Below are 20,218 nucleotides of genomic sequence, written 5' to 3'. Positions count from 1 at the left end.
AAAATAATTATAAGTCTATCGACTTATGACAATACGTTTTGTAATAACTTCCTCTTCGGCTGTAGTAACCTGTAAAAGGTATAAGCCATTGGCAAGCTCACGAACATCCAAAGCCCCGTTATAGCCCTTTTGCTGTAAAACTACAGCGCCGGTAATATTATAAACTTGTATTTTTTGGATGGTTTCACTGGTTGAAATATTCAAGACATCGGAAGCTGGATTTGGATAAAACACAAACTGATTCGACTTTTCGGTAGATGCACTTCGTTTCGAATCTTCATTTTGTTTTGATGTCGCTCCAGAACTTAAAATGATTTTATCTAAATTCCATTGCCAAGCATTACTACCACTAGCCACAATTTTCAACGTATGTGTTCCTGGCTGTAAACTTACGGTTGAAGCAGCATTTAATGTTTGATAATCATCCCAAGCACCATTATTAGAAACCGCATTGGTAGCCACCAAAGTATTATTCACATAAACAGAAATCTGCGCTTGATTAACGGGTGTTGATATCAAATACTGAATGTTATATACTCCCGAATTTTGTACAAAAAAACTATAAACCGCTTCATCATTTGAATTCACATAGTTAATGCCGACACTAGATTGGTTAACTCCGTAAGGCACAAAGCCATCATTATAAGTTCCTGTCGTGCTCATAAAGTTTTCAGCTTCAATAATGATATTACTTGGTGTTGTACCTCCAGATACCGATTTGGTTAGAGTTATTTTATCTAAATTCCACTGCCAGGCATTGGAACCACTAGCTACAATTTTTATGGTATGATCTCCCGCACTCAAATACACTTGATGTCCTGAATTTAAGTTTTGATAGGCATCCCACTGACCGTTATTTACAACATTGGTCGCACCAACGAGCACATTGTCGGCATAAAAACTAATAGCAGCATTAGCCACTGGAGTTGAAATCGCATAAGATATCTCATAGTTTCCAGCTTCAGACACTTGAATATTATATGTAGCACTGTCATTGCTATTCACATAATTAATTTTTGTTGTTCCGGCATTCACCCCATAAGGCACGAATCCATCATTATAAGTCCCTGTAGTACTTGCGAAATTTTCAGCTTCAATAACAATCGTATCCTCGTTACCCGAATTTGAATTATCTGTAACGGTAACACTACTCGTATCAGTGTAACCGCCATCAGTAGTGGTTGCTGTGATTACAGCATTTCCAATGGAAACGGCTGTTACCACACCACTTTGAGTGACTGTAGCTACCGCCGTATTACTAGAAGAAAAAGTCATCGTTTTAATGGTTGCTGTACTAGGAATAACAGCTCCAGTTAAGTTGGCTGTAGCACCTTGTTCGATACTTAAAGTAGCAGGACTCAAAGTTACTCCAGTCACAGCGACATCAGCGTTTCCAGAATTCACAGGTTTATAAACACGAACCCAATCAACTTTCATGGTATTTTTAGTCGGATCGTTCAAATCACTTGCAGAAGGTGTAGAACCCGCCAACCAACTTTGTGATTCCATATTGATGATAATATCCATCTCTTTGGTAAAACCCCTAGCTTCAACGGTTACACCGTTTCCATCAAGGTCTTGATCATCGCCACCTTGAAACCAAGCAGGATCAATCACATTATACCCATTAGATGCATTTGAAGCCTCTTGAAGTTTTTCAAAACTATAGGCTACGGTTGTGGCATACACGGTTACATCTGTGTAACCAGCACCATTATTTGTAGGCAAATTATAACCGTTAACATTCCAATTCATAGAATTAAAGTAGGTGTATTGCCATGTACCATTGTAATTGGTAGCAATAGCATTGTAGTACATCACCCTTACCAACTCACCATCTATGTAATATTCAAAATGCTTAGGCCCTATCCAATTTACGCCCATACGCATATAACGACGATCTCCATTGTTCCAGCACCAATCGCCCCATCCATAACTAGTATTTACACGACTATCTGGATACCACGAGTTCGTGTCCCTTGGTTGATAATCGGTAAAAGGACTTCGTACAAAAGAGTGATGACTAATATGCGTGAGGTGTTTATAGCCGTTTACGCCTCCGTAGTTTTCAATAATATCTATTTCCTCGGTATCATCAGGGCTAAGTAACCAAAAGCATGAAGCCAATGAAATATTAGCTACACTAATAGCCGATTCTACATAAACAGGATATTTCACCTTAGTTGTAGATGTCACGCAGCCAGAAGCTACCCCGTAACTTCCACCTTTACTGTTCTCTGCCGTATACCCCACATTTATAACCAAATCACTACCATCAACAGTAACATTTTGGTTTTTCCAATAGGTATAGCCAGGCCCATCCCAAGCATTATGGTAAAAATTATACCATTTGTTACCTGAACCGAAATTAGACCATGAAGCGGAATTAAAATTGTAATTAAAGTCGTCGGATACCTGATCTTGTAGTTCCCAAACTTTCCCATTACCGGCGTTAGCTGGAATGGGAATCCCAGCCCAATCTTGAGCATGAATACCCCAAGTACCAAGTAGAACCGTTAGCATCCAAATAAGTTTGCTGTTTCTTTTTTTTACATGATTGCTACCCTTTTTACGGACAGCAAAATCATGTACAGTTGCTGTTTTAATCATAATTAATTCAATTTTAGTTGTTTAAACGTTGGTTTTGTTGCCAATTTATAAGTTTTGTTAATTAAAATTTTACGGTTTTACAGCATGTTCAGTTTATGTACAGTTTATTTAGATCAAAACTATCAATTAAGAAAAACCGTATAGTTGTTTACTTCACTGAACAATAGAAAAGTAGCATTCTTGATAAAGACTTCTTACACTGAGATCGTTTTAGGTGAGGATTTTTGTAATAAACAAATCAATCACTTCAATAACAATTAGAATGATGATAATCCATTCCAAACGGCTGCTTTCGTTGTGATCCATGATGTCTTTAAACAGCTCTAAGTTTTCTTTTATAATTTCAATACGATCGTGTATGATACGATAACGGTCCTTTAAGTCGAAAACGCGCTTTAGACCTAAGTCTAATTTGTTAAGCTGTGCATTTTCCCAAGTAATTTCGGGCGCATCGAAAATGTATAAATTCTCAGAGATTTTGTTTTTGATGTTTAAGATCTTGCCAATAAAACGCTTCAGTTGATTTCCTGAAATATTTAGCTTTCCATTTTTTTCAAGAAATAAAGTATGCTGATTGGTTTCAATGATGAGTTCTTCCGTTATTTCCGAATAACGGCTTAAAGCCACCGACTGCGACGTATTAAGCAGCACCAAGCGAATCATTTCCTCGTCCAGTTCTGGTAAAATAACATGATCGAACTGTACTTTTAAAGTATCAGGTTCAACGCGTATTTTGAGAGATTCTGAAAGCTTTTCAGAAAAATAGTGATCGCAAAATTTACGGATATTGTTTAAGGCATCATCAATTTCAGTGGTGGTAAGGTTAAAAAAACTTACCATGCCAGATTGAAAAATATAGATGAATTTGTGGTTAGAACTTTTAAAATAAAGTTCATCGCTATCTTGAAACAGGAGCTGCCACGGCAACTCCTGCTTACAGTTTTTTATATGGATAGCACGAGCTACTTGATAAGCAACTACAGAGTACATGCTGTATTAATTAAAGACTTTTAAAGCGGCTTTAAACTTTCGATACGATAAAAAATATCGTCGCCATCTTCATCTTCAACGAAAGTGATTTTAAAGTCTTTATCGATAAGACTTTTATCGTTTTTTAAGTCGAATTGTTTTAAAACGCGAGGGTGAACATCTTCAAAAGCAAGTTCCTCGCCATTTTCAAACCAAAAATTATAGTAACCGTTTTTGTAAGATTTAAAAGCGGCAATTCTCATAGCACTAAATGTTGTTAATTGTTATTCATTTTCGTCGTCATCACCTTCGATTTCTGGCTCTTGTACGGCTTCAGGATCGTTATTATCGAAATCTTCATAGTCATCTTCATCATAATTCTCCATAGTAATCGCAAGTTTAGTACTTACTTTCACCAAGTATTTGGTATCATGAGTCGTCACTTCCACAGCTTCGATAATTTCGTTGTGCTGATTTCTAAAAGATATAATCTGATCATCGTCATAGCCATCAGGGTAGCGTTCTACCAATAAGGATAGTATCTCTGGTGTTAACTTTTTAAAATCAACAATGACACGTTTTAAATTATCATTTCTATTTTTCATTCTTATAAAGTAAAATGTTGTTTGTAAACAGGTTTAAATATACTATTTATGACTTTTAATTCGAATAACATCGTAAAAATCTTTTCGTCTATCTTTTAAATTTTTTACAGCACCAAAAGAATGTAGTTCTCTCAATAAACTTAAGTCGACATCGGCAACCAAAATCATTTCAGTATTTGTGGTGGCTTCAGCCTTTATTCCGTTACTCGGAAACGAAAAATCGCAAGGTGTAAATACGGCCGACTGTGCATATTGAATGTCCATATTATTCACATTAGGCAAGTTACCAACACTCCCAGAAATGGCTACATAACATTCGTTCTCAACAGCGCGCGCTTGTGCACATAAACGTACACGAGAATAACCGTTTTGGGTATCGGTTAAAAAAGGAATGAATAGAATATCCATACCTTCATCGGCCAATAAGCGCGACAACTCTGGAAACTCCGAATCGTAACAAATTAGGATGCCAATTTTTCCACAATCGGTTTCAAAAGTTTGCAATTTATTTCCGCATTGCATCCCCCAAACTTTAGCTTCATCGGGCGTCACATGAATTTTCTCATAACGCTCCAAACTACCATCTCTTCTACATAAATAACCTACGTTATATAGCTTATCATTAACCACTTCGGGCATAGACCCAGAAATGATATTGATATTGTACGAAATAGAAAGCTGTTTCAGTTTATTAACGATAGTTTCAGTGAACTTTGCAAGCTCTCGAATAGCATCTGGTTCATGCATGTGGTTGAACTCCGCCATTAAAGGAGCATTGAAAAACTCTGGAAACACTGCAAAATCGGCACGATATGCAGCAACACTATCGATGAAATATTCTGCCTGCTCCATTAAATCGTCCAGGCCTTTATACGGACGCATTTGCCACTGAATTAAACCCAAACGCACCACCGTTTTTACGGTACTCGCCTTCTTGCTCGGTTTTTCATAATAGATGTTATCCCACTCCATTAAAACCGCATACTCGTTGGATGCCGTATCACCTTCTAAATAATTTTTTAAAACACGAATGGGGTGAAAATCGTTAGAAATCTGAAAATTTAAAACAGGATCATGAATTTCTTTGCGCTTTACTTTCTCAATATATTGCTTTGGCGTGAGCGCCTTATGTTTATAGTAATTAGGCATACGCCCGCCAAACACAATACTCTTTAAGTTTAAATTCTCGCAAACTTCCTTTCGGTAATCGTAAAGACGACGCCCTAGACGCAACCCGCGGTATTGTGGTTTTATAAACACATCAATACCATAAAGCACATCGCCATCGGCATTGTGATTTTTAAACGATTCGCCACTAATTATATCTTGATAGGTGTGCTCATCCTCAATAGAATCGTAATCTACGATAAGGGATAAGGCGCAACCTGCTATATCGCCATCCACTTTTATAACCACCTGTCCCTCTGGGAACATGGTGGTTAAAGCTTTAATATGTTTCTTTTTCCAATACGAGGTAAGTACCCCAGCATACGACTCTAAAGTCGCCGCTTTTAGTTCTTTAAAATCATCGACCGTAAGGTACTTAAGCTCTATATTTTCAATGCTGTTCGTATCCATGTCTTACTGCCCTAATAAATAAGCGAAAATAAGTGGCGCTACGATGGTAGCATCACTCTCGATAATGAATTTTGGCGTATCGATATCCAATTTCCCCCAAGTGATTTTTTCGTTAGGCACGGCTCCAGAATACGACCCGTAACTTGTAGTAGAATCACTAATTTGGCAAAAATAGCTCCAGAAAGGTGTATCGGTACGTTCCATATCTTGGTATAACATAGGTACGACACAAATAGGAAAATCACCAGCAATACCTCCTCCAATTTGGAAGAAACCAATACCATTTTCAGAATTATCAGTGTACCAATCGGCTAAAAAGGTCATATATTCAATACCCGATTTCATGGTGCTTGCTTTAAGCTCGCCTTTTAACACATAGCTCGCAAAAATATTCCCCATAGTACTATCTTCCCAACCCGGACAAACGATAGGTAGGTTTTTTTCCGCGGCAGCGTACATCCAAGAATCTTTTAAATCAATCTCGTAATACTGTTCTAAAACGCCAGACAATAGCATTTTATACATGTATTCATGTGGTAAATAGCGTTCGCCTTTAGCTTCAGCTTCTTTCCAAATATCAACGATATGCGCTTGTAAACGACGAAACGCTTCCTCTTCTGGAATACAAGTATCAGTCACACGGTTTAGGCCTTTTTCCAATAAATCCCACTCCTCCTGTGGCGTTAAATCGCGGTAGTTAGGCACACGCTTATAGTGTGAGTGCGCTACCAAATTCATGATATCTTCCTCAAGATTGGCACCAGTACAAGAAATAATTTGCACTTTATCCTGACGAATCATTTCGGCAAAACTTTTACCTAACTCAGCAGTACTCATAGCACCAGCTAAAGACACTAACATTTTAGCTCCAGACTCTAATTGTGCCTCGTAGCCCTTAGCAGCGTCAACTAAAGCAGCTGCATTAAAGTGTAAATAATGTTTTTCTATAAATTGTGAAATTGGTCCTTTAGTACTCATCGTTATCGCTGAATTTTGAAACGTTATTTTTTTGTTTTGAATTATCGAAGGCATTATCATACTCATCATCAACACCTTCGTCCATAAATTTATAGCTTAGCATTTTATAATACAATTTTGCAGCTAAGAAATCTGATGATTTTTCTTTTTTGTTTGGGCATAGTTCCACAATATCGAAACCTACCACATTCTTTTCGGCGAAAACCTGTTTTAAGAAATCTAAAGCTTCGTACCATAATAATCCGCCTGGCTCTGGAGTTCCTGTGCTTGGCATGATCGATGGGTCGAAAGCATCTAAATCGAAAGTAATAAACACATTATCGGTCATTTGATCGATTGCCGAATCCATCCAAGTATCATCTATGGCCATTTCATGAGCGAAATAGGTTTTCTCTTCGTCCATCACGGTTTTCTCCATGATATCCATTGAACGAATGCCCACCTGAATTAAGTTGGTTGTTTGACTGGCTTCGTACACCGCACAAGCATGGTTACAAGTTGTTCCTTCATATTCCTTACGCAAATCGGCATGCGCATCAATATGCAGCACCGTTAAACTTGGGTACATGTCGTTAAAAGCACGTATAGTTCCTATAGAAATCGAGTGTTCACCACCAAAAATGGTAACGAATTTATTCTTTTTAATATATTTTTTAGTGGCTTTATGCACAGCATCTACCATGGCTTCTGGCGACTCGTTTTCGGTAACAGGATCGGCCAAAAACACACCTTGTTGGTATACTTCTGTTCCTGTTTCGATATCGTAAAGCTCCATGTTTTCAGAAGCATCTAAAAAAGCTTTTGGCCCTTTATCAGCCCCTTTTTGCCAAGTACTGGTACCGTCGTAAGGCACAGGAATTAAAACGATTTTTGCATTTTCTAATTTCCCAAATTCTTCTGGAATTCCAGCGTAGGTTTTATTGCTCATAACCTAAAATTTTAAGTAAGTCTTCACTTTTTTGTTGTTCACTAAATAATTTTGTTGTGATGTTTCCATCGGCATCTCTATCGATTAAAACATGTTTTGGCGATGGTATCAAGCAATGCTGCAATCCTCCAAAACCTCCAATGGTTTCTTGGTAAGCGCCGGTATTAAAAAACCCAATATACAACGGTTTATCTTTGTTATATTTTGGCATATAAATCGCGTTCATATGCTGCTCACTGTTGTAATAATCGTCGCTATCACAAGTTAAACCTCCTAACAACACACGCTCGTAAGTATCTTGCCAACGGTTTACCGCTAGCATAATAAAACGCTTATTTATAGCCCATGTATCTGGCAACGTTGTGATAAATGATGAGTTAATCATATTCCACTTTTCACGATCGTTTTGTTGTTTTTGGTACAACACTTCGTAAATAGCACCGCCACTTTCACCAACGGTAAAACTTCCAAATTCGGTGAATATATTAGGTACCTCAACCTCTTCTTCTTCACAAGTAAGTTTAATCTGATTGATAATTTCATCAACCATATATTCGTAATCAAAATCGAAAGCTAACGAGTTTTTTATAGGGAAACCACCTCCAATATTTAAGCTATCCAACGACGGACAAATCTTTTTCAAGCTGGTATAAACCTTCAAACACTTTAAAAGTTCGTTCCAGTAGTAAGCCGTATCGCGAATACCGGTATTAATAAAAAAGTGTAACATTTTAAGTTCAACCTTTTTATTGCTGGCGATCTGATTTTTATAGAAAGGTACAATATTCTTATAACCAATCCCTAACCTTGAGGTATAGAACTCAAATTTTGGTTCCTCCTCTGAAGCGATGCGAATCCCAACATTAAATTTCCCATTTATTTCTTGAGAAAGTAAATCGATTTCCTCGTAATTATCAATAATCGGAATCGCATTTTTATGGCCGTTATTAATCAATCGCGCGATGTTAGTCACATATTGAGCCCTTTTAAAACCGTTACTAATAACAAAGGTGTCGTCGGTAATTTTACCTTCGGCCTTTAGGCTTTCAACAATATCAATATCAAAAGCCGAAGAGGTTTCAATATGAATATCATTTTTTAAAGCCGTATCTAAAACGTGTTTAAAATGTGAGCTTTTTGTACAATAGCAGTAATTGTATTTCCCTTTATAATTGTGCTTTTCAATCGCTTCAGCAAACCACTTTTTCGCCTTGTTTATATTATTAGAAATTTGTGGTAAGTAAGTGAATTTTAATGGCGCACCATACGCTTTAGTAAGGGCCATTAAATCGATATCATGAAAATGCAACTGTCCTTTATCAACCTTAAATTCTTCTTGTGGAAAATCGTAAGTCTGATTTATTAAATCAATATATTTTGTATTCAATTTATTTATTTTTAAAAAGTTAAAGATGTAATCTGTAGATTAACTACACGTTAATTTAATAAAAAACAAACAATATCAAATTTGAATTTCCTTTTCGGTAGTAGGCACAAAGCCGTATTCATGCTGAATCGCATATATGGGAGATACGGAAGTTAGCTTTAAAATTCGGTCGCTTAATCTGTAAGCTGCTTTTGAATACGACTTCCTAATTTTCAAAAGCCCGAACATAGAAACATTGTTCAATTTGTTCAGCTAAATAGAGTGCAAATGAAAAACAAAAAATGCAATTACAAACTTTTTTTAAGTTTTTTTTTGAAAATTTTAATCTCCCTCTATTTCAAAGCTTTATTTTGGGGGTTACCCAAGGGTCGGGCTATCCGTTACAATCTTTTTTTCAAGGCTTTAGGGTATCAATTTCAGTTTATTGAAATCCGTAATTTTATTTGCATTTCCCTTTCATTAATCAGCAAAAAAAGGATTTCCACTGCTATCCCTAACCCGGAGATTGGTTTTTGGTTTTTGGTTTTTGGTTTTTGGTTTTTGGTTTTTGGTTTTTGGTTTTTGGTTTTTGGTTTTTGGTTTTTGGTTTTTGGTTTTTCTATAAGACCCTTCAGGTTTCAGAAACCTGAAGGGTCTGAATCCTTTTATTTACAATCTCGAAAATCAACAAAACTTTCAACACTACGGTGTTCGAGCGAAGTCGAGAACCATTAACCTTTAAATAGAACCTCCTTCTCGACGCCGCTCGAAGACCATAAAATTTAAAGCCAATCAAAACAGCATAAAGCAAACTCCGTGTGACTCTGCGCCTCTTTGCGAATCTCTACGTTACAACAACTTACAATGAAAAAGATTCTTCAGTCCTTCCTGCCTTTGAATAATAGCAAAAAAAACTGTTCAACCTTCGCAAAGACTGAACAGTTTTAAACTAACCAAACATTTTATATGAAAAACGAACCACTGTTTTACATTAACAAGACAAAGTTCCGTAAAAGGCAGGATGTGATTTATGACAAATATCATACACCCTTGTTATTCCTGTTAAAAATGCGTTAAAGCCTATCAAATAAATCTCAAAATACGTCAAACCGCACCACAAGGTGTTCGAGCGAAGTCGAGAACCGTTATACTCACGATAGCGCCGACTTATAGTCCGTGCCCCTAACAACAAGTAAGAAAGATTCCATTAAAGATATAGGGCTTTTTCTATTTTACTAGGATAAACATAAGGAAGTAAGGTATTTTCAGTTGAATTTAATAGTTCTATAACCCGTTGTGCATTATGATTTAAAAGAAAAAAGTTGTTCATCTTACTGAAAATCAGTAAATTGATTTAACTACAAATCATTAATAATGAACAACTTGAGTGCAAATTACGAAAGAATATTGGAAGTATTAAGAAAAATATCGAAAGAACAACTTTTAAGTTATCAAAGACGACAACCAAAGCTTAGTGATTTAGAACTTATCAGTTTGAGTCTTACTGCCGAATTTATGGGAATAGATAGTGAAAATGACCTTTTTAGAAAACTTCCAGATTCCCTATTATCAAAAATAGAGAGAAGTGTCTACAATAGAAGAAGACGAAAACTAGTTAATAAGCTCAATAGTATCAGGTTAAGCTTAGCTTCCCATTTTAATGAATTTGAAGATTATTTTGTAGTAGATAGTATGCCTTTAGAAGTTTGTAAATTATCACGCAGTTCTCGTTCAAAGATTTGTAAAGAAAACACTTATGCATTTCCAGATAAAGGTTATTGTGCAGCTCAAAGTTCTAATTATTACGGTTATAAACTGCACGCTGTTTGTTCTGTAAATGGTGTCTTTCAAAGTATCGATTTGAGTCCAGCATCTGTACACGATATTAATTATCTTAAAGATATTAAGATGCAAATAAGCGATTGTACATTAATTGGTGATAAAGGCTATTTATCAACAGAAATACAGCTTAACTTGTTTGAAACCTGTAATATAACGCTAAATACACCTATGAGAAGCAATCAAAAAAATTACAAAGTACAACCTTATGTATTTAGAAAAAAGAGGAAAAGGATAGAAACATTATTTTCACAACTTTGTGACTACCTTATTGCTCTAAAAAGCGATATGGCCAACACACTTGATCCAATGGACCTAAAACAAATTATCAACTTAAAACAAGATGGTTATAGTAACCGTCAAATTGGAGCCACACTTGGCATTTCCCGCAACACTATAAATAGCTATATACACCTATTTAAAGGTAGTGGTTATAGTTTTAAGGAGTTATTAAAGCTAGACAACCATACCCTAGAAAAGCTCTTTACATCTCATACAACCATAAATAACAAACGCTATGATGAATTGATGCTTTATTTTGAAAGTATTAATAAGGCTCGGAACCACCCAGGATTTACTTTTTTGTACCACTACACAGAATATAGTCAAAAGGTTAAAGACCCTTATAGTTACACTCAATTCATGGAGCATTACCATCGTAAATATGCCAAGATCAAGGGATCTATGAAACTTGAACACGAGGCAGGGAAAGAGATGTTCGTGGACTTTGCTGGAAAAAAACTTCAGATAGTAGACAAAATCACAGGCGAGATACTTCCAGTAGAGGTCTTTGTTGCCATGCTCCCTAACAGTCAGTATACCTATGTTGAGGCTTGTATGAGCCAAAAGCGTGAAGATTTTATAAGTTGTTGCGAAAACGCCCTTCATTTCTACGGGGGAGTACCCAAGGCCATCGTATCAGACAATCTAAAATCAGCCGTTACCAGATCTAGTAGATACGAAGCTCAGGTTAACCGTAGTTTTAAAGACTTTGCCCGCCATTACAACTGCGTGGTCAATCCAACGCGTAGTTACTCCCCTCAAGATAAAGCGCTGGTGGAAAACGCGGTGCATCTAGCTTATCAACGGATTTATTATCCCCTTCGGGAAATGACCTTTTTTTCTTTAGCAGATCTAAACAAAGAGATAAAACTTCTGCTAGAGTGCTACAACAACCTATTATTCCAACGCAAAGAAGCTAGTCGTCTGGAGCTCTTCCAAAGCGTCGAACGAGAGTATCTAAAACCCTTAAGCAGTACACGCTACGAGATAAAAGAATATAGAAGAGCTAAGGTTCAGAAAATAGGCTATATCTATTTTTCACCAGATAAGACTTACTACAGCGTTCCATATCGTTACATTGGCAAGGAAACCACGCTACACTATACCAAAGGCATGGTAGAGGTGTATTATAATCAACAGCGCATAGCTATACACCAACGTAGCGGTTCCAAAGGCGCATACATAACCAACAAGGATCACCTTAGTAGTTCTCATAAACAATACAGCCAGTGGAGTCCGCAATACTTTAAGAACAAGGCAGCTGTCCATGGTAGTTATGTTGCAGCATGTGTCGAGCGGATTATTGCTGCGTTGGATTATCCTGAAACAGGGTATAAAAGAGCTATGGGCGTTATACAACTCCATAAGTCTTATGGCTCCCAAAGGTTAGATAATGCTTGCAAAAGAGCCATACAGGCTGATGCTGTAAGCTACAACAGGATAACCAACATACTGAAGAATAATCTAGATCAAAGCTCCTTATTCCTACAAGAAGAAACAGACCGAGGTTCTCATATCCCCAAGCATGCGAACATCCGTGGGGCATCCAATTATAAGTAAAAACAACACGAAAAAATCACTTAAATTTTATACATATATGAATACAAATCACACCATCGAAAAACTCAGAAAAATGAGATTAACAGCTATGGCTGAACTCCATCACAACCACCTTAGTGATAACCGAATAGAGGGTCTTACGCCAGATCAATATCTAGCATTGCTTACCGATCACCAATGGGAAGACCTTCAGAATAGAAAGATAAAAAGGCTTACAACGCAAGCAGCCTTTAAGCAGGGAGCTACACTTACAGATATTAATTACCTGCACAACAGAAGCTTGGACAGAAATATGTTCGAGCGTTTGGCTACTCTAGATTTTGTACAAAAAAAGGAAAACTTGATTATCACAGGATCCTCTGGAGTGGGTAAAAGTTATATAGCTCAGGCATTGGGACATCAAGCTTGTATGATGAATAAAAGAACCCTATACACAAATACTGCTAGACTGATGAAACGATTAAAACTAAGTAAAGTAGATGGCACTTACCTTAAAGAACTTGCAAAACTATTAAAAGTAGATCTGCTTATCCTTGATGATTTTGGTTTACAGAGCTTCGACAATCAGGACAGAGAGGCGCTTATGGACATAATCGATGAAAGACATGATAAAAAAGCAACGATTGTAGCTTCACAAATACCTGTATCCGCTTGGTACGATATTATCGGCGAAAGCACTATCGCTGATGCGATACTAGATCGTATTGTAAATTCATCGCATAGGATAAACCTTACTGGAGAATCCTTGAGAAAAGGTAAGTTGAAAGAACAGTATTAATTAAATTTAACTATTATTGTATGATCTCTTAAAGTGGCACGGTTTGACCGAAATACGTGGCATGGTCACTCCGAAATAGCCAGATTTTTATAATCAACGTGGAGCGATTGAAAAAGAATTTGATATTCTCAAGAATGACTTTGGATGGAACAACTTGCCGTTTTCAAAATTAGAGCAAAATACAGTTTTTCTGTTATTTACTGCTATGTGCAGGAATCTGTATCAGTATATTATAGAACGGTTTTCCAAACGATTTAAGGGATTAAAGGCAAACTATAGAATTAAAAAATTCATCTTTAGATTTATATCCATTCCTGCCAAATGGATAAAAACGGCTAGACAATATAAGTTAAGGGTGTATGGAATTATTCACTTTAAAACTTAACCAAAAAAAGTGTCAAACCCCAACAGTTTAATGTAAAAAAAATTAAACCCCAACAAAGTTGGGGCTGTCCTATATACAGTAGCTTCCTTGTGTAAGCAAGCAGTTCAAACACAAACACAAGAACCTTAAAAACTTCAAACATTTAACACCTGAAAAAATGAGAAATACTACTAAAAATCATTACAGCTAAGCAAAATACTACAACCTACGGATTTAAGGTACAAGTCCGCGCTATCGGAATATCTTGAGCATCATAATTTACCCAGTAATAATAATGATGATTTTACACTAAAGTAATTGCGTGCTGCTAACTTTAGAACGGTTAAAAAATTATGGCACTTTAGTCCATAGTGGTTTATTTTGATGTTTTAGTTAGGTTATTTATCATGCCTTTGAAAATAAATCCGTGAAAGGGAAGTACGGCATACCAATATAATCGTCCTATTAATCCAATAGGCCTGAAGGTGGCTGTTTGAATTAATTTATTGTTCGTGAGTCGAAATTCCAACCAAGCTTCACCGGGTAATTTCATTTCAGCATAGAGCAATAGTCGTCCTTCTTCCTTGTTAGCGTAAAGTACCCTCCAAAAATCTAATGCATCTCCTGCGCTTAAATCCTTTTTTGAAGTACGACCACGTCTTAATCCAACCCCACCCACTAATCTGTCAATAAAGCCTCTAAAACGCCATAACCAGTTGCCATAATACCACCCATTTTCTCCACCAATACTCCAAATGCGCTCAATACAATCTTTTCTATTGGAAACATTTTTTTCTCGAACATCTTTAAAACACCCAAAAGTTGGAACATGGATAAACTCTGATATATTTAAATTGAAATCACTACTTATAAAGGCATCTTTCCAGCTTGAAACAACCTCATTCCTTTCAATTTTACTAAAAGCTCTTTCTAAAGACTCCTGGTAAGTTATTGGCTCTATTTTCAATATTTTGTTAATCTCATCATTTCGGCAAATGACCTCTATTTTCATACTATTTACTAGAGCTATAGCAAGATTATAGGAAGTTGATGTTACGAAAAACAACCAATAGGAAGAAAGTTTAGGTGTCATAACTGGAACAGTAAAAATATACCGTTTTAGATTTCTTAATTGTCCAAATATTAGTAGCATCGCTTTATAAGATAAAATATCGGATCCACCAATATCAAAATTTCTATTATATGTCTTTGGGTTAAATATTGTTAAGGAGAGTATTTTTATAACATCCGAAATTGCAATGGGCTGACATTTGGTGTTTAACCATTTCGGGGTAATCATAACAGGAAGTTTTTCTACTAAATCTCTCATTATTTCGAAAGATGCGCTTCCTGAACCGATAATAATTCCAGCTCTTAGTGTTGTAAAATTGTATTTCCCTTTACCAATTTCTATTTCAACATTTTTCCTAGAAGCCAGATGCTTAGATAACTCAGATTCGTTAATAATACCACTTAAATAAACAACATGTTGTGCTTTAGTTAGGTTAATAGCATTTCTAAAATTGATAGCAGATTCCTTTTCAAGTTTTTGATAATCTGAAGAGGTAGACATAGAGTGGATTAAATAAAAAGCACCGTCAATGTCCTTTGGAATATTTTTTAATGACGATTTGTCTAGAAAGTCTATTTGAACAACATTTATCCTTGACTTTAAAGATGGTGGTATTTCAAACCTTTGGATGTCTCTAACGCAGCAAATGACTTCATGACCACAATTTACCAAAACAGGTAGAAGTCGTTTTCCAATATATCCAGATGCACCTGTTAAAAGTATTTTCATGTGTTTATGTCTAAGCCAAAATGGTGATTACAGGTTAATATTAGTCCCGATACTAAAGAAATTATGCCATTAGTTAATGTGCTGTATTACGTATTTTAAAACCTAAAGATAAATATACTCTTATTATTTATACAAAATAATTCTGGAAGTTATAACTGTTTTGAATCATTAGTGTCCGATAAAAGATTTAAAAAGCGGGATTTCCAAGATAGGATTTCCCGCTTATTTTGTATCTTGAAGTTATCACACATCCAAGATATGAATAAAAGTAAAAACTTTAGCGGACAACCCATAATCAAACAGGTATTAAATTTCATTTTGCCCAAAGATGTTCATCGGACAGCCAAAAAGCACAACAGCGATCGCTATACCAAAAAGTTTACCACCTATGAGCATTTGGCCACTATGGTATTTACCGTGATCAGTGGCTGTAGCTCACTTCGTGAGGTTTCCAGTATTATGCTTGCCTGCGAGGGAAAGATCAACCATCTAGGACTCACGGACTTTCCAAAACGCAGTACCTTGTCAGATGCTAACAGGAGAAGAAGCTCTGAAGTATTTGCCGATATTTATCATTTACTCTACAAACGTTACCATCGCTTTTTATCGGACAGCAGACCCTTAGAACCTGCAGTGAAGAACCTTAAAATCGTTGATTCCTCGACCATACCCCTATTTAGCGACATTCTTAAAGGTGTAGGAAGGAACCCGCTCAACGGCAAAAAGAAAGGAGGTATCAAGATGCATACTATGATAAACGCCATGGAAGACGTTCCTTGTCTGATTAAGTTTTCAAGCGCGGCCACGCACGACCACACCTTTTTAAAAGACCTGGAACTCAAGAAGGGCTCTTATGTGGTTTTTGACAAAGGGTATGTGGATTATGAGCAATACCAAAAATGGACACTGGAAGATGTTTACTTTGTGACTCGGCAAAAGGACAATGCTCGCTATACAAGCCTTGAAGAGTTTGATATCTCCAATAAAGTGGACGATGCTGTCTTAAAGGACGAAAAAATAGGGCTTACGGACAAAAACGGCAATGCTTTTTCCCTGAGGAGAATCGCTTTTTGGCACGAAAAGCACCAAAAAGTTTATGAGTTCATCACTAATAATTATGATCTTGATGCAGACAAAATAGCCGACATCTATAAAAATAGGTGGCAGATTGAGACGATGTTCAAGCGGCTTAAACAGAACTTTCCGCTAAAGTATTTTTTGGGAGACAATCAAAATGCCATCGAAATACAAATCTGGGTCAGTTTGATAATCCAGCTCATTATGCTTGTGATCCAAAGAAAAACCCAAAGAAACTGGGCTTATTCCAATATGATGTCCGTCATACGATACCATTTGATGACATATATCGATTTGTTCAAATTCCTGAAAAACCCAGAAGCTAATTGGGAAGAGATTACAACCAAAAACATTGGGCAATTAAGCCTTTTTGACCCATAAGGAGGTTCTGTTTTCAAAATAAAGAGTGCGATCAATAAAAAAGGCCAACACCAAAGCTTTTTTAGCTAATTCTGTTTTTTATCGGACAACAATAGTTTTGAATTAATTATGAAAAATGTATCTAAATGTTTGAGTAACCTCTAAAAAAATGTATTCTAGTTATTTTAAATATAATTTATTCCATTTACCTCTGAAATACAAGTACTTAAAGGATATCACTACAAAAATATCTGACTGCAAAATGATCGTTTATTTTTAGTATCTAAATCGCATACGTATTTATTTAATTGACATATAAGCAATTGTTTAGCATCGATAAAAACATACTACCTTACTTATATTTTTTCAACTAATCACAAAATAAATTTGATGCGACCCTGAAATAAATTCAGGGTGACGGAACAGAAGCGTGTAAAACAAAAAAAGCACGCTAAACAATAAAGTTAAGCGTGCTGATTACAAAATTTATATCTTAAATACTAAAGCATTTTAAGCGTATTAAGCTCCTGCTCCGTTAAGTGTTTCCAGCTACCACGAGGGATATCTTTTTTAGTAAGATGCCCGATAGCAACACAGTCTAAATTTATAATATCGTATTTGAAATAATCAAAAATAGTACGGATAATGGTGTTTCCTGTATTTTTAATTTTTAATCCTATTTCCTTTTTTGAAGCGCCGTCGATATAACTAATCTCTTCAACTTCAATTAATTTTCCTTCCGATTTAAAACCAGCTTGAATCTTTTTTAAATCTTCTAACTTTAAGTTTTTATCCAATTCGATATGAAACAAACGCGCCACACCATTTTTAGAATTGGTGAATTTTGCAGCAACATCATCATCATTGGTAAATAACAATAAGCCTTTAGAGTTTCGTCCTAAGCGCCCAATCGGTTTTATTCTTGAACTGGTTGCATTGGCTACTAAATCCATAACCGTTCTTCCTTTACCTTCGCTGGTCGTGGTGGCAAATCCTTTTGGTTTATTAAGTAAAACGTATGCTTTTTTCTCTGGGTTAATTCTTGCACCGTCGTAGCGTACCTCATCGCCAGACTTCACTTTATAGCCCATTTCTGTAATAACTTTTCCGTTTACAGAAACTAAACCTGTGGCAATATGCACATCAGCCTCACGTCGTGAGCACATTCCCGAATTGGCTACATATTTATTTAATCGAATTTCACCTGAGTTCCCTGTAGGCTTAGACGTTGTGTTTTTAGGTGCCACATTGGCTTTTTTTATAGGAGCATTTCCTCTTGCATAACTTGTGGAACGTTGGTTTCCACTACCACGTCCCGATGGCTTTCCTTTTCCTTTACTTCCTTGATGTCTGTTCATGACTAATTATTTTATGCAAAGATATACTTAAAATTATGACTTCTTAATTTAGAAAGCTGTTTTGTGCATTAATAAGCTGTATTACTAATACAGTTTTTGTACTAAAAATAAAATCTGCGATTATCAGCACAATCAGAGTGGAATAGACATTAAATAAAATCTCACACATTTGGATAATTATCGCAGAAACAAATCAAATATTCTGAAATCGTTTTTTCTATTTTTTTTTGAACATTGAAAATAAGTTTGAAAAACCTTCTTTAAAGGACTCTGACGCTGCAGAAAAAGATTTTTTTACATCCTCCCACTCGTCTTCTGTAGCATCTTCTAATTTGTTGTACTCTGCTTCAAGTTTATCTTTTTTAATTTTTAAAACAGCCAACTCTTCTTCATATTTTTTACTAATATCATCTTTTAGCTTATCACTTTTTCTTTCTATTTCATCGATTTTTGAAACAACCTCATCAATGCTCTCTTTTGCTTTTGCTTTAAATTCCTGTTTATTCATTTTGCTAAATTATATGTATGACGCCTACTCTTTTATGGATTTTTGGCTTTCTCCATAGATTTAAAAAATTAATGACTACATAACATATTTGAAAGCTAAACGGATTTGGAACAGCAAACCAATCAATAAAAAACAACTACAACCCTAATATTAAACGATTTACAACCTAAAGATATAATTATTCTTATTGCCTTGGGTAAATTAATTGTATTTTTTTGAAGATATAGAGTTACAATTAACTAAAGCAGCGTGCCTCTTATATAATTGATACGCCATATAAACATCAAAAAACACAAAAGCTTAAATACCTCAGATATACATGATTTTAATATGTTTTAAATCCTATTTAAAATCACATTAACATCAATAAGTAAAATACTAAAAACTCCTGCAAGAATGATAAATTTTAAAATGTTATGAAGAATTAAGTAATGAATTTTAGTCTTCGATTTCCATAGCAATACTAAAAACATACCCAATAAAAACATACTGAGGTAGAAGAAAACATCCATATGCCCAACCTCGTATTTAAATAATAATAAATAAGCAGGAACTAGCGTTAAACACGCTAAAACGGTAAGCATCACTTTAGTAATGCGCTCGCCGTATGCCACTGGAATAGTCACATAATTTTGAGCAATATCACCTTTAATATTTTCCAGATCTTTAGTTAACTCGTGCATGAAAATCATTAAAAACAAGAAAATGGCATGTACAAAAATGACCGTTTCATAGTTTTTATAATACATAAAAATGGCAAAAAACGGCGTGATCATAAGTATGGCCGAAGTCAAATTCCCAATAAACGGCATTTTTTTCAACTTATGGGAATACAGCCAAATGGCAAAAATGTAAATGGAAAAGAACACAACCGCTCGAAACGAAACATAACTCGCCATAATGACGGCCAAAAAATTAAACACAAAATAAAAGGAAAGCTTAGTATTCTGACTCACTAATTTATCCAAACGCGATTTAATTGGTCGGTTGATTAAATCTTTCTCGGAATCGTAAAAATTATTAATGATATAGCCCCCAGCAATAGTTGCCGACGATGCCAAAACCAACATGAGCAAATTAAGGTCGGAAACGACTTCTTTTAATGGCTTGTCATGAGCTAAAATATAAATAGACGTTAAATACTGTGCTATGATAACGATTAAAATATTATAACCGCGCACTACAGAAAACATACTAAAAAACTTAAGTAGAATGTGCTTCTGTTTTCTGCTTAACATGGGAGAAGTATTTTATTGA

14 protein-coding genes and 3 pseudogenes are annotated in these 20,218 nt (G+C 35.7%); 5 read left to right on the top strand and 12 right to left on the bottom strand.

Annotation, left to right across the window (positions count from 1 at the left end):
• Positions 1 to 15: 15 nt before the first annotated feature.
• The 8 genes from C1A40_RS08665 to C1A40_RS08630 form a co-directional block, all read right to left on the bottom strand.
• The gene (locus C1A40_RS08665) at positions 16 to 2,610 is read right to left on the bottom strand and encodes a carbohydrate-binding protein (RefSeq protein ID WP_102995556.1); all 2,595 of its coding nucleotides are present in this window, start codon (positions 2,608 to 2,610) and stop codon (positions 16 to 18) included.
• A 210-nt stretch (positions 2,611 to 2,820) separates the two neighbouring features.
• Complete coding sequence (locus tag C1A40_RS08660; RefSeq protein ID WP_102995555.1) at positions 2,821 to 3,600, bottom strand: RMD1 family protein; 780 nt, start codon at positions 3,598 to 3,600, stop codon at positions 2,821 to 2,823.
• Positions 3,601 to 3,620: 20 nt separating this feature from the next.
• Positions 3,621 to 3,842, bottom strand: coding sequence for a hypothetical protein (locus tag C1A40_RS08655; RefSeq protein WP_067147184.1), 222 nt, complete (start codon positions 3,840 to 3,842; stop codon positions 3,621 to 3,623).
• A gap of 21 nt (positions 3,843 to 3,863) precedes the next feature.
• Complete coding sequence (locus tag C1A40_RS08650) at positions 3,864 to 4,184, bottom strand: hypothetical protein (RefSeq protein WP_067147183.1); 321 nt, start codon at positions 4,182 to 4,184, stop codon at positions 3,864 to 3,866.
• 42 nt (positions 4,185 to 4,226) lie between these two features.
• Positions 4,227 to 5,762, bottom strand: a complete 1,536-nt coding sequence (locus tag C1A40_RS08645; RefSeq protein ID WP_102995554.1) for a bifunctional GNAT family N-acetyltransferase/carbon-nitrogen hydrolase family protein — start codon at positions 5,760 to 5,762, stop codon at positions 4,227 to 4,229.
• 3 nt (positions 5,763 to 5,765) lie between these two features.
• Positions 5,766 to 6,740, bottom strand: coding sequence for a deoxyhypusine synthase family protein (locus C1A40_RS08640; RefSeq protein WP_102997176.1), 975 nt, complete (start codon positions 6,738 to 6,740; stop codon positions 5,766 to 5,768).
• Positions 6,730 to 7,668, bottom strand: a complete 939-nt coding sequence (gene speB / locus C1A40_RS08635) for an agmatinase (protein WP_102995553.1) — start codon at positions 7,666 to 7,668, stop codon at positions 6,730 to 6,732. Before speB ends, C1A40_RS08640 begins: the two co-directional genes overlap by 11 nt.
• Positions 7,658 to 9,055: an arginine decarboxylase gene (locus C1A40_RS08630; protein ID WP_102995552.1), complete on the bottom strand. Its 1,398-nt coding sequence runs from the start codon at positions 9,053 to 9,055 to the stop codon at positions 7,658 to 7,660. The genes speB and C1A40_RS08630 overlap by 11 nt, the downstream gene beginning before the upstream one ends.
• Before the next feature lie 1,353 nt (positions 9,056 to 10,408).
• Between C1A40_RS08630 and istA the strand changes: the two are divergent.
• The 4 genes and pseudogenes from istA to C1A40_RS18785 form a co-directional block, all read left to right on the top strand.
• Positions 10,409 to 12,115 (top strand): annotated as a pseudogene (gene istA, locus C1A40_RS18795) (IS21 family transposase); the annotation flags it as partial.
• A 21-nt stretch (positions 12,116 to 12,136) separates the two neighbouring features.
• Positions 12,137 to 12,715 (top strand): annotated as a pseudogene (locus tag C1A40_RS18790) (Mu transposase domain-containing protein); the annotation flags it as partial.
• Between the two features lie 37 nt (positions 12,716 to 12,752).
• On the top strand, positions 12,753 to 13,493 hold the full coding sequence (gene istB, locus C1A40_RS08615; RefSeq protein WP_102994337.1) for an IS21-like element helper ATPase IstB: 741 nt from the start codon (positions 12,753 to 12,755) through the stop codon (positions 13,491 to 13,493).
• A 94-nt stretch (positions 13,494 to 13,587) separates the two neighbouring features.
• A pseudogene (locus tag C1A40_RS18785) lies at positions 13,588 to 13,878 on the top strand (IS1380 family transposase); the annotation flags it as partial.
• A 355-nt stretch (positions 13,879 to 14,233) separates the two neighbouring features.
• On the opposite strand, the gene C1A40_RS08610 reads toward C1A40_RS18785, so the two are convergent.
• A complete protein-coding gene (locus C1A40_RS08610) occupies positions 14,234 to 15,658 on the bottom strand; it encodes an SDR family oxidoreductase (RefSeq protein ID WP_102995550.1) in 1,425 nt (474 codons plus the stop codon).
• Between the two features lie 258 nt (positions 15,659 to 15,916).
• Between C1A40_RS08610 and C1A40_RS08605 the strand changes: the two genes are divergently transcribed.
• Positions 15,917 to 17,116, top strand: a complete 1,200-nt coding sequence (locus C1A40_RS08605) for an IS4 family transposase (RefSeq protein WP_102994751.1) — start codon at positions 15,917 to 15,919, stop codon at positions 17,114 to 17,116.
• 479 nt (positions 17,117 to 17,595) lie between these two features.
• On the opposite strand, the gene C1A40_RS08600 is transcribed toward C1A40_RS08605, so the two are convergent.
• From C1A40_RS08600 to C1A40_RS08590, 3 genes are all read right to left on the bottom strand, one after another.
• Positions 17,596 to 18,453, bottom strand: coding sequence for a pseudouridine synthase (locus C1A40_RS08600; RefSeq protein ID WP_102995549.1), 858 nt, complete (start codon positions 18,451 to 18,453; stop codon positions 17,596 to 17,598).
• 217 nt (positions 18,454 to 18,670) lie between these two features.
• The gene (locus C1A40_RS08595; RefSeq protein WP_102995548.1) at positions 18,671 to 18,961 is read right to left on the bottom strand and encodes a sll1863 family stress response protein; all 291 of its coding nucleotides are present in this window, start codon (positions 18,959 to 18,961) and stop codon (positions 18,671 to 18,673) included.
• Positions 18,962 to 19,296: 335 nt separating this feature from the next.
• Complete coding sequence (locus tag C1A40_RS08590) at positions 19,297 to 20,199, bottom strand: geranylgeranylglycerol-phosphate geranylgeranyltransferase (RefSeq protein WP_102995547.1); 903 nt, start codon at positions 20,197 to 20,199, stop codon at positions 19,297 to 19,299.
• Between the last annotated feature and the right edge of the window lie 19 nt (positions 20,200 to 20,218).

This window comes from Tamlana carrageenivorans (assembly GCF_002893765.1).
GTDB lineage: Bacteria > Bacteroidota > Bacteroidia > Flavobacteriales > Flavobacteriaceae > Pseudotamlana > Pseudotamlana carrageenivorans.
This window is presented reverse-complemented; position numbering and strand designations above follow the sequence as displayed.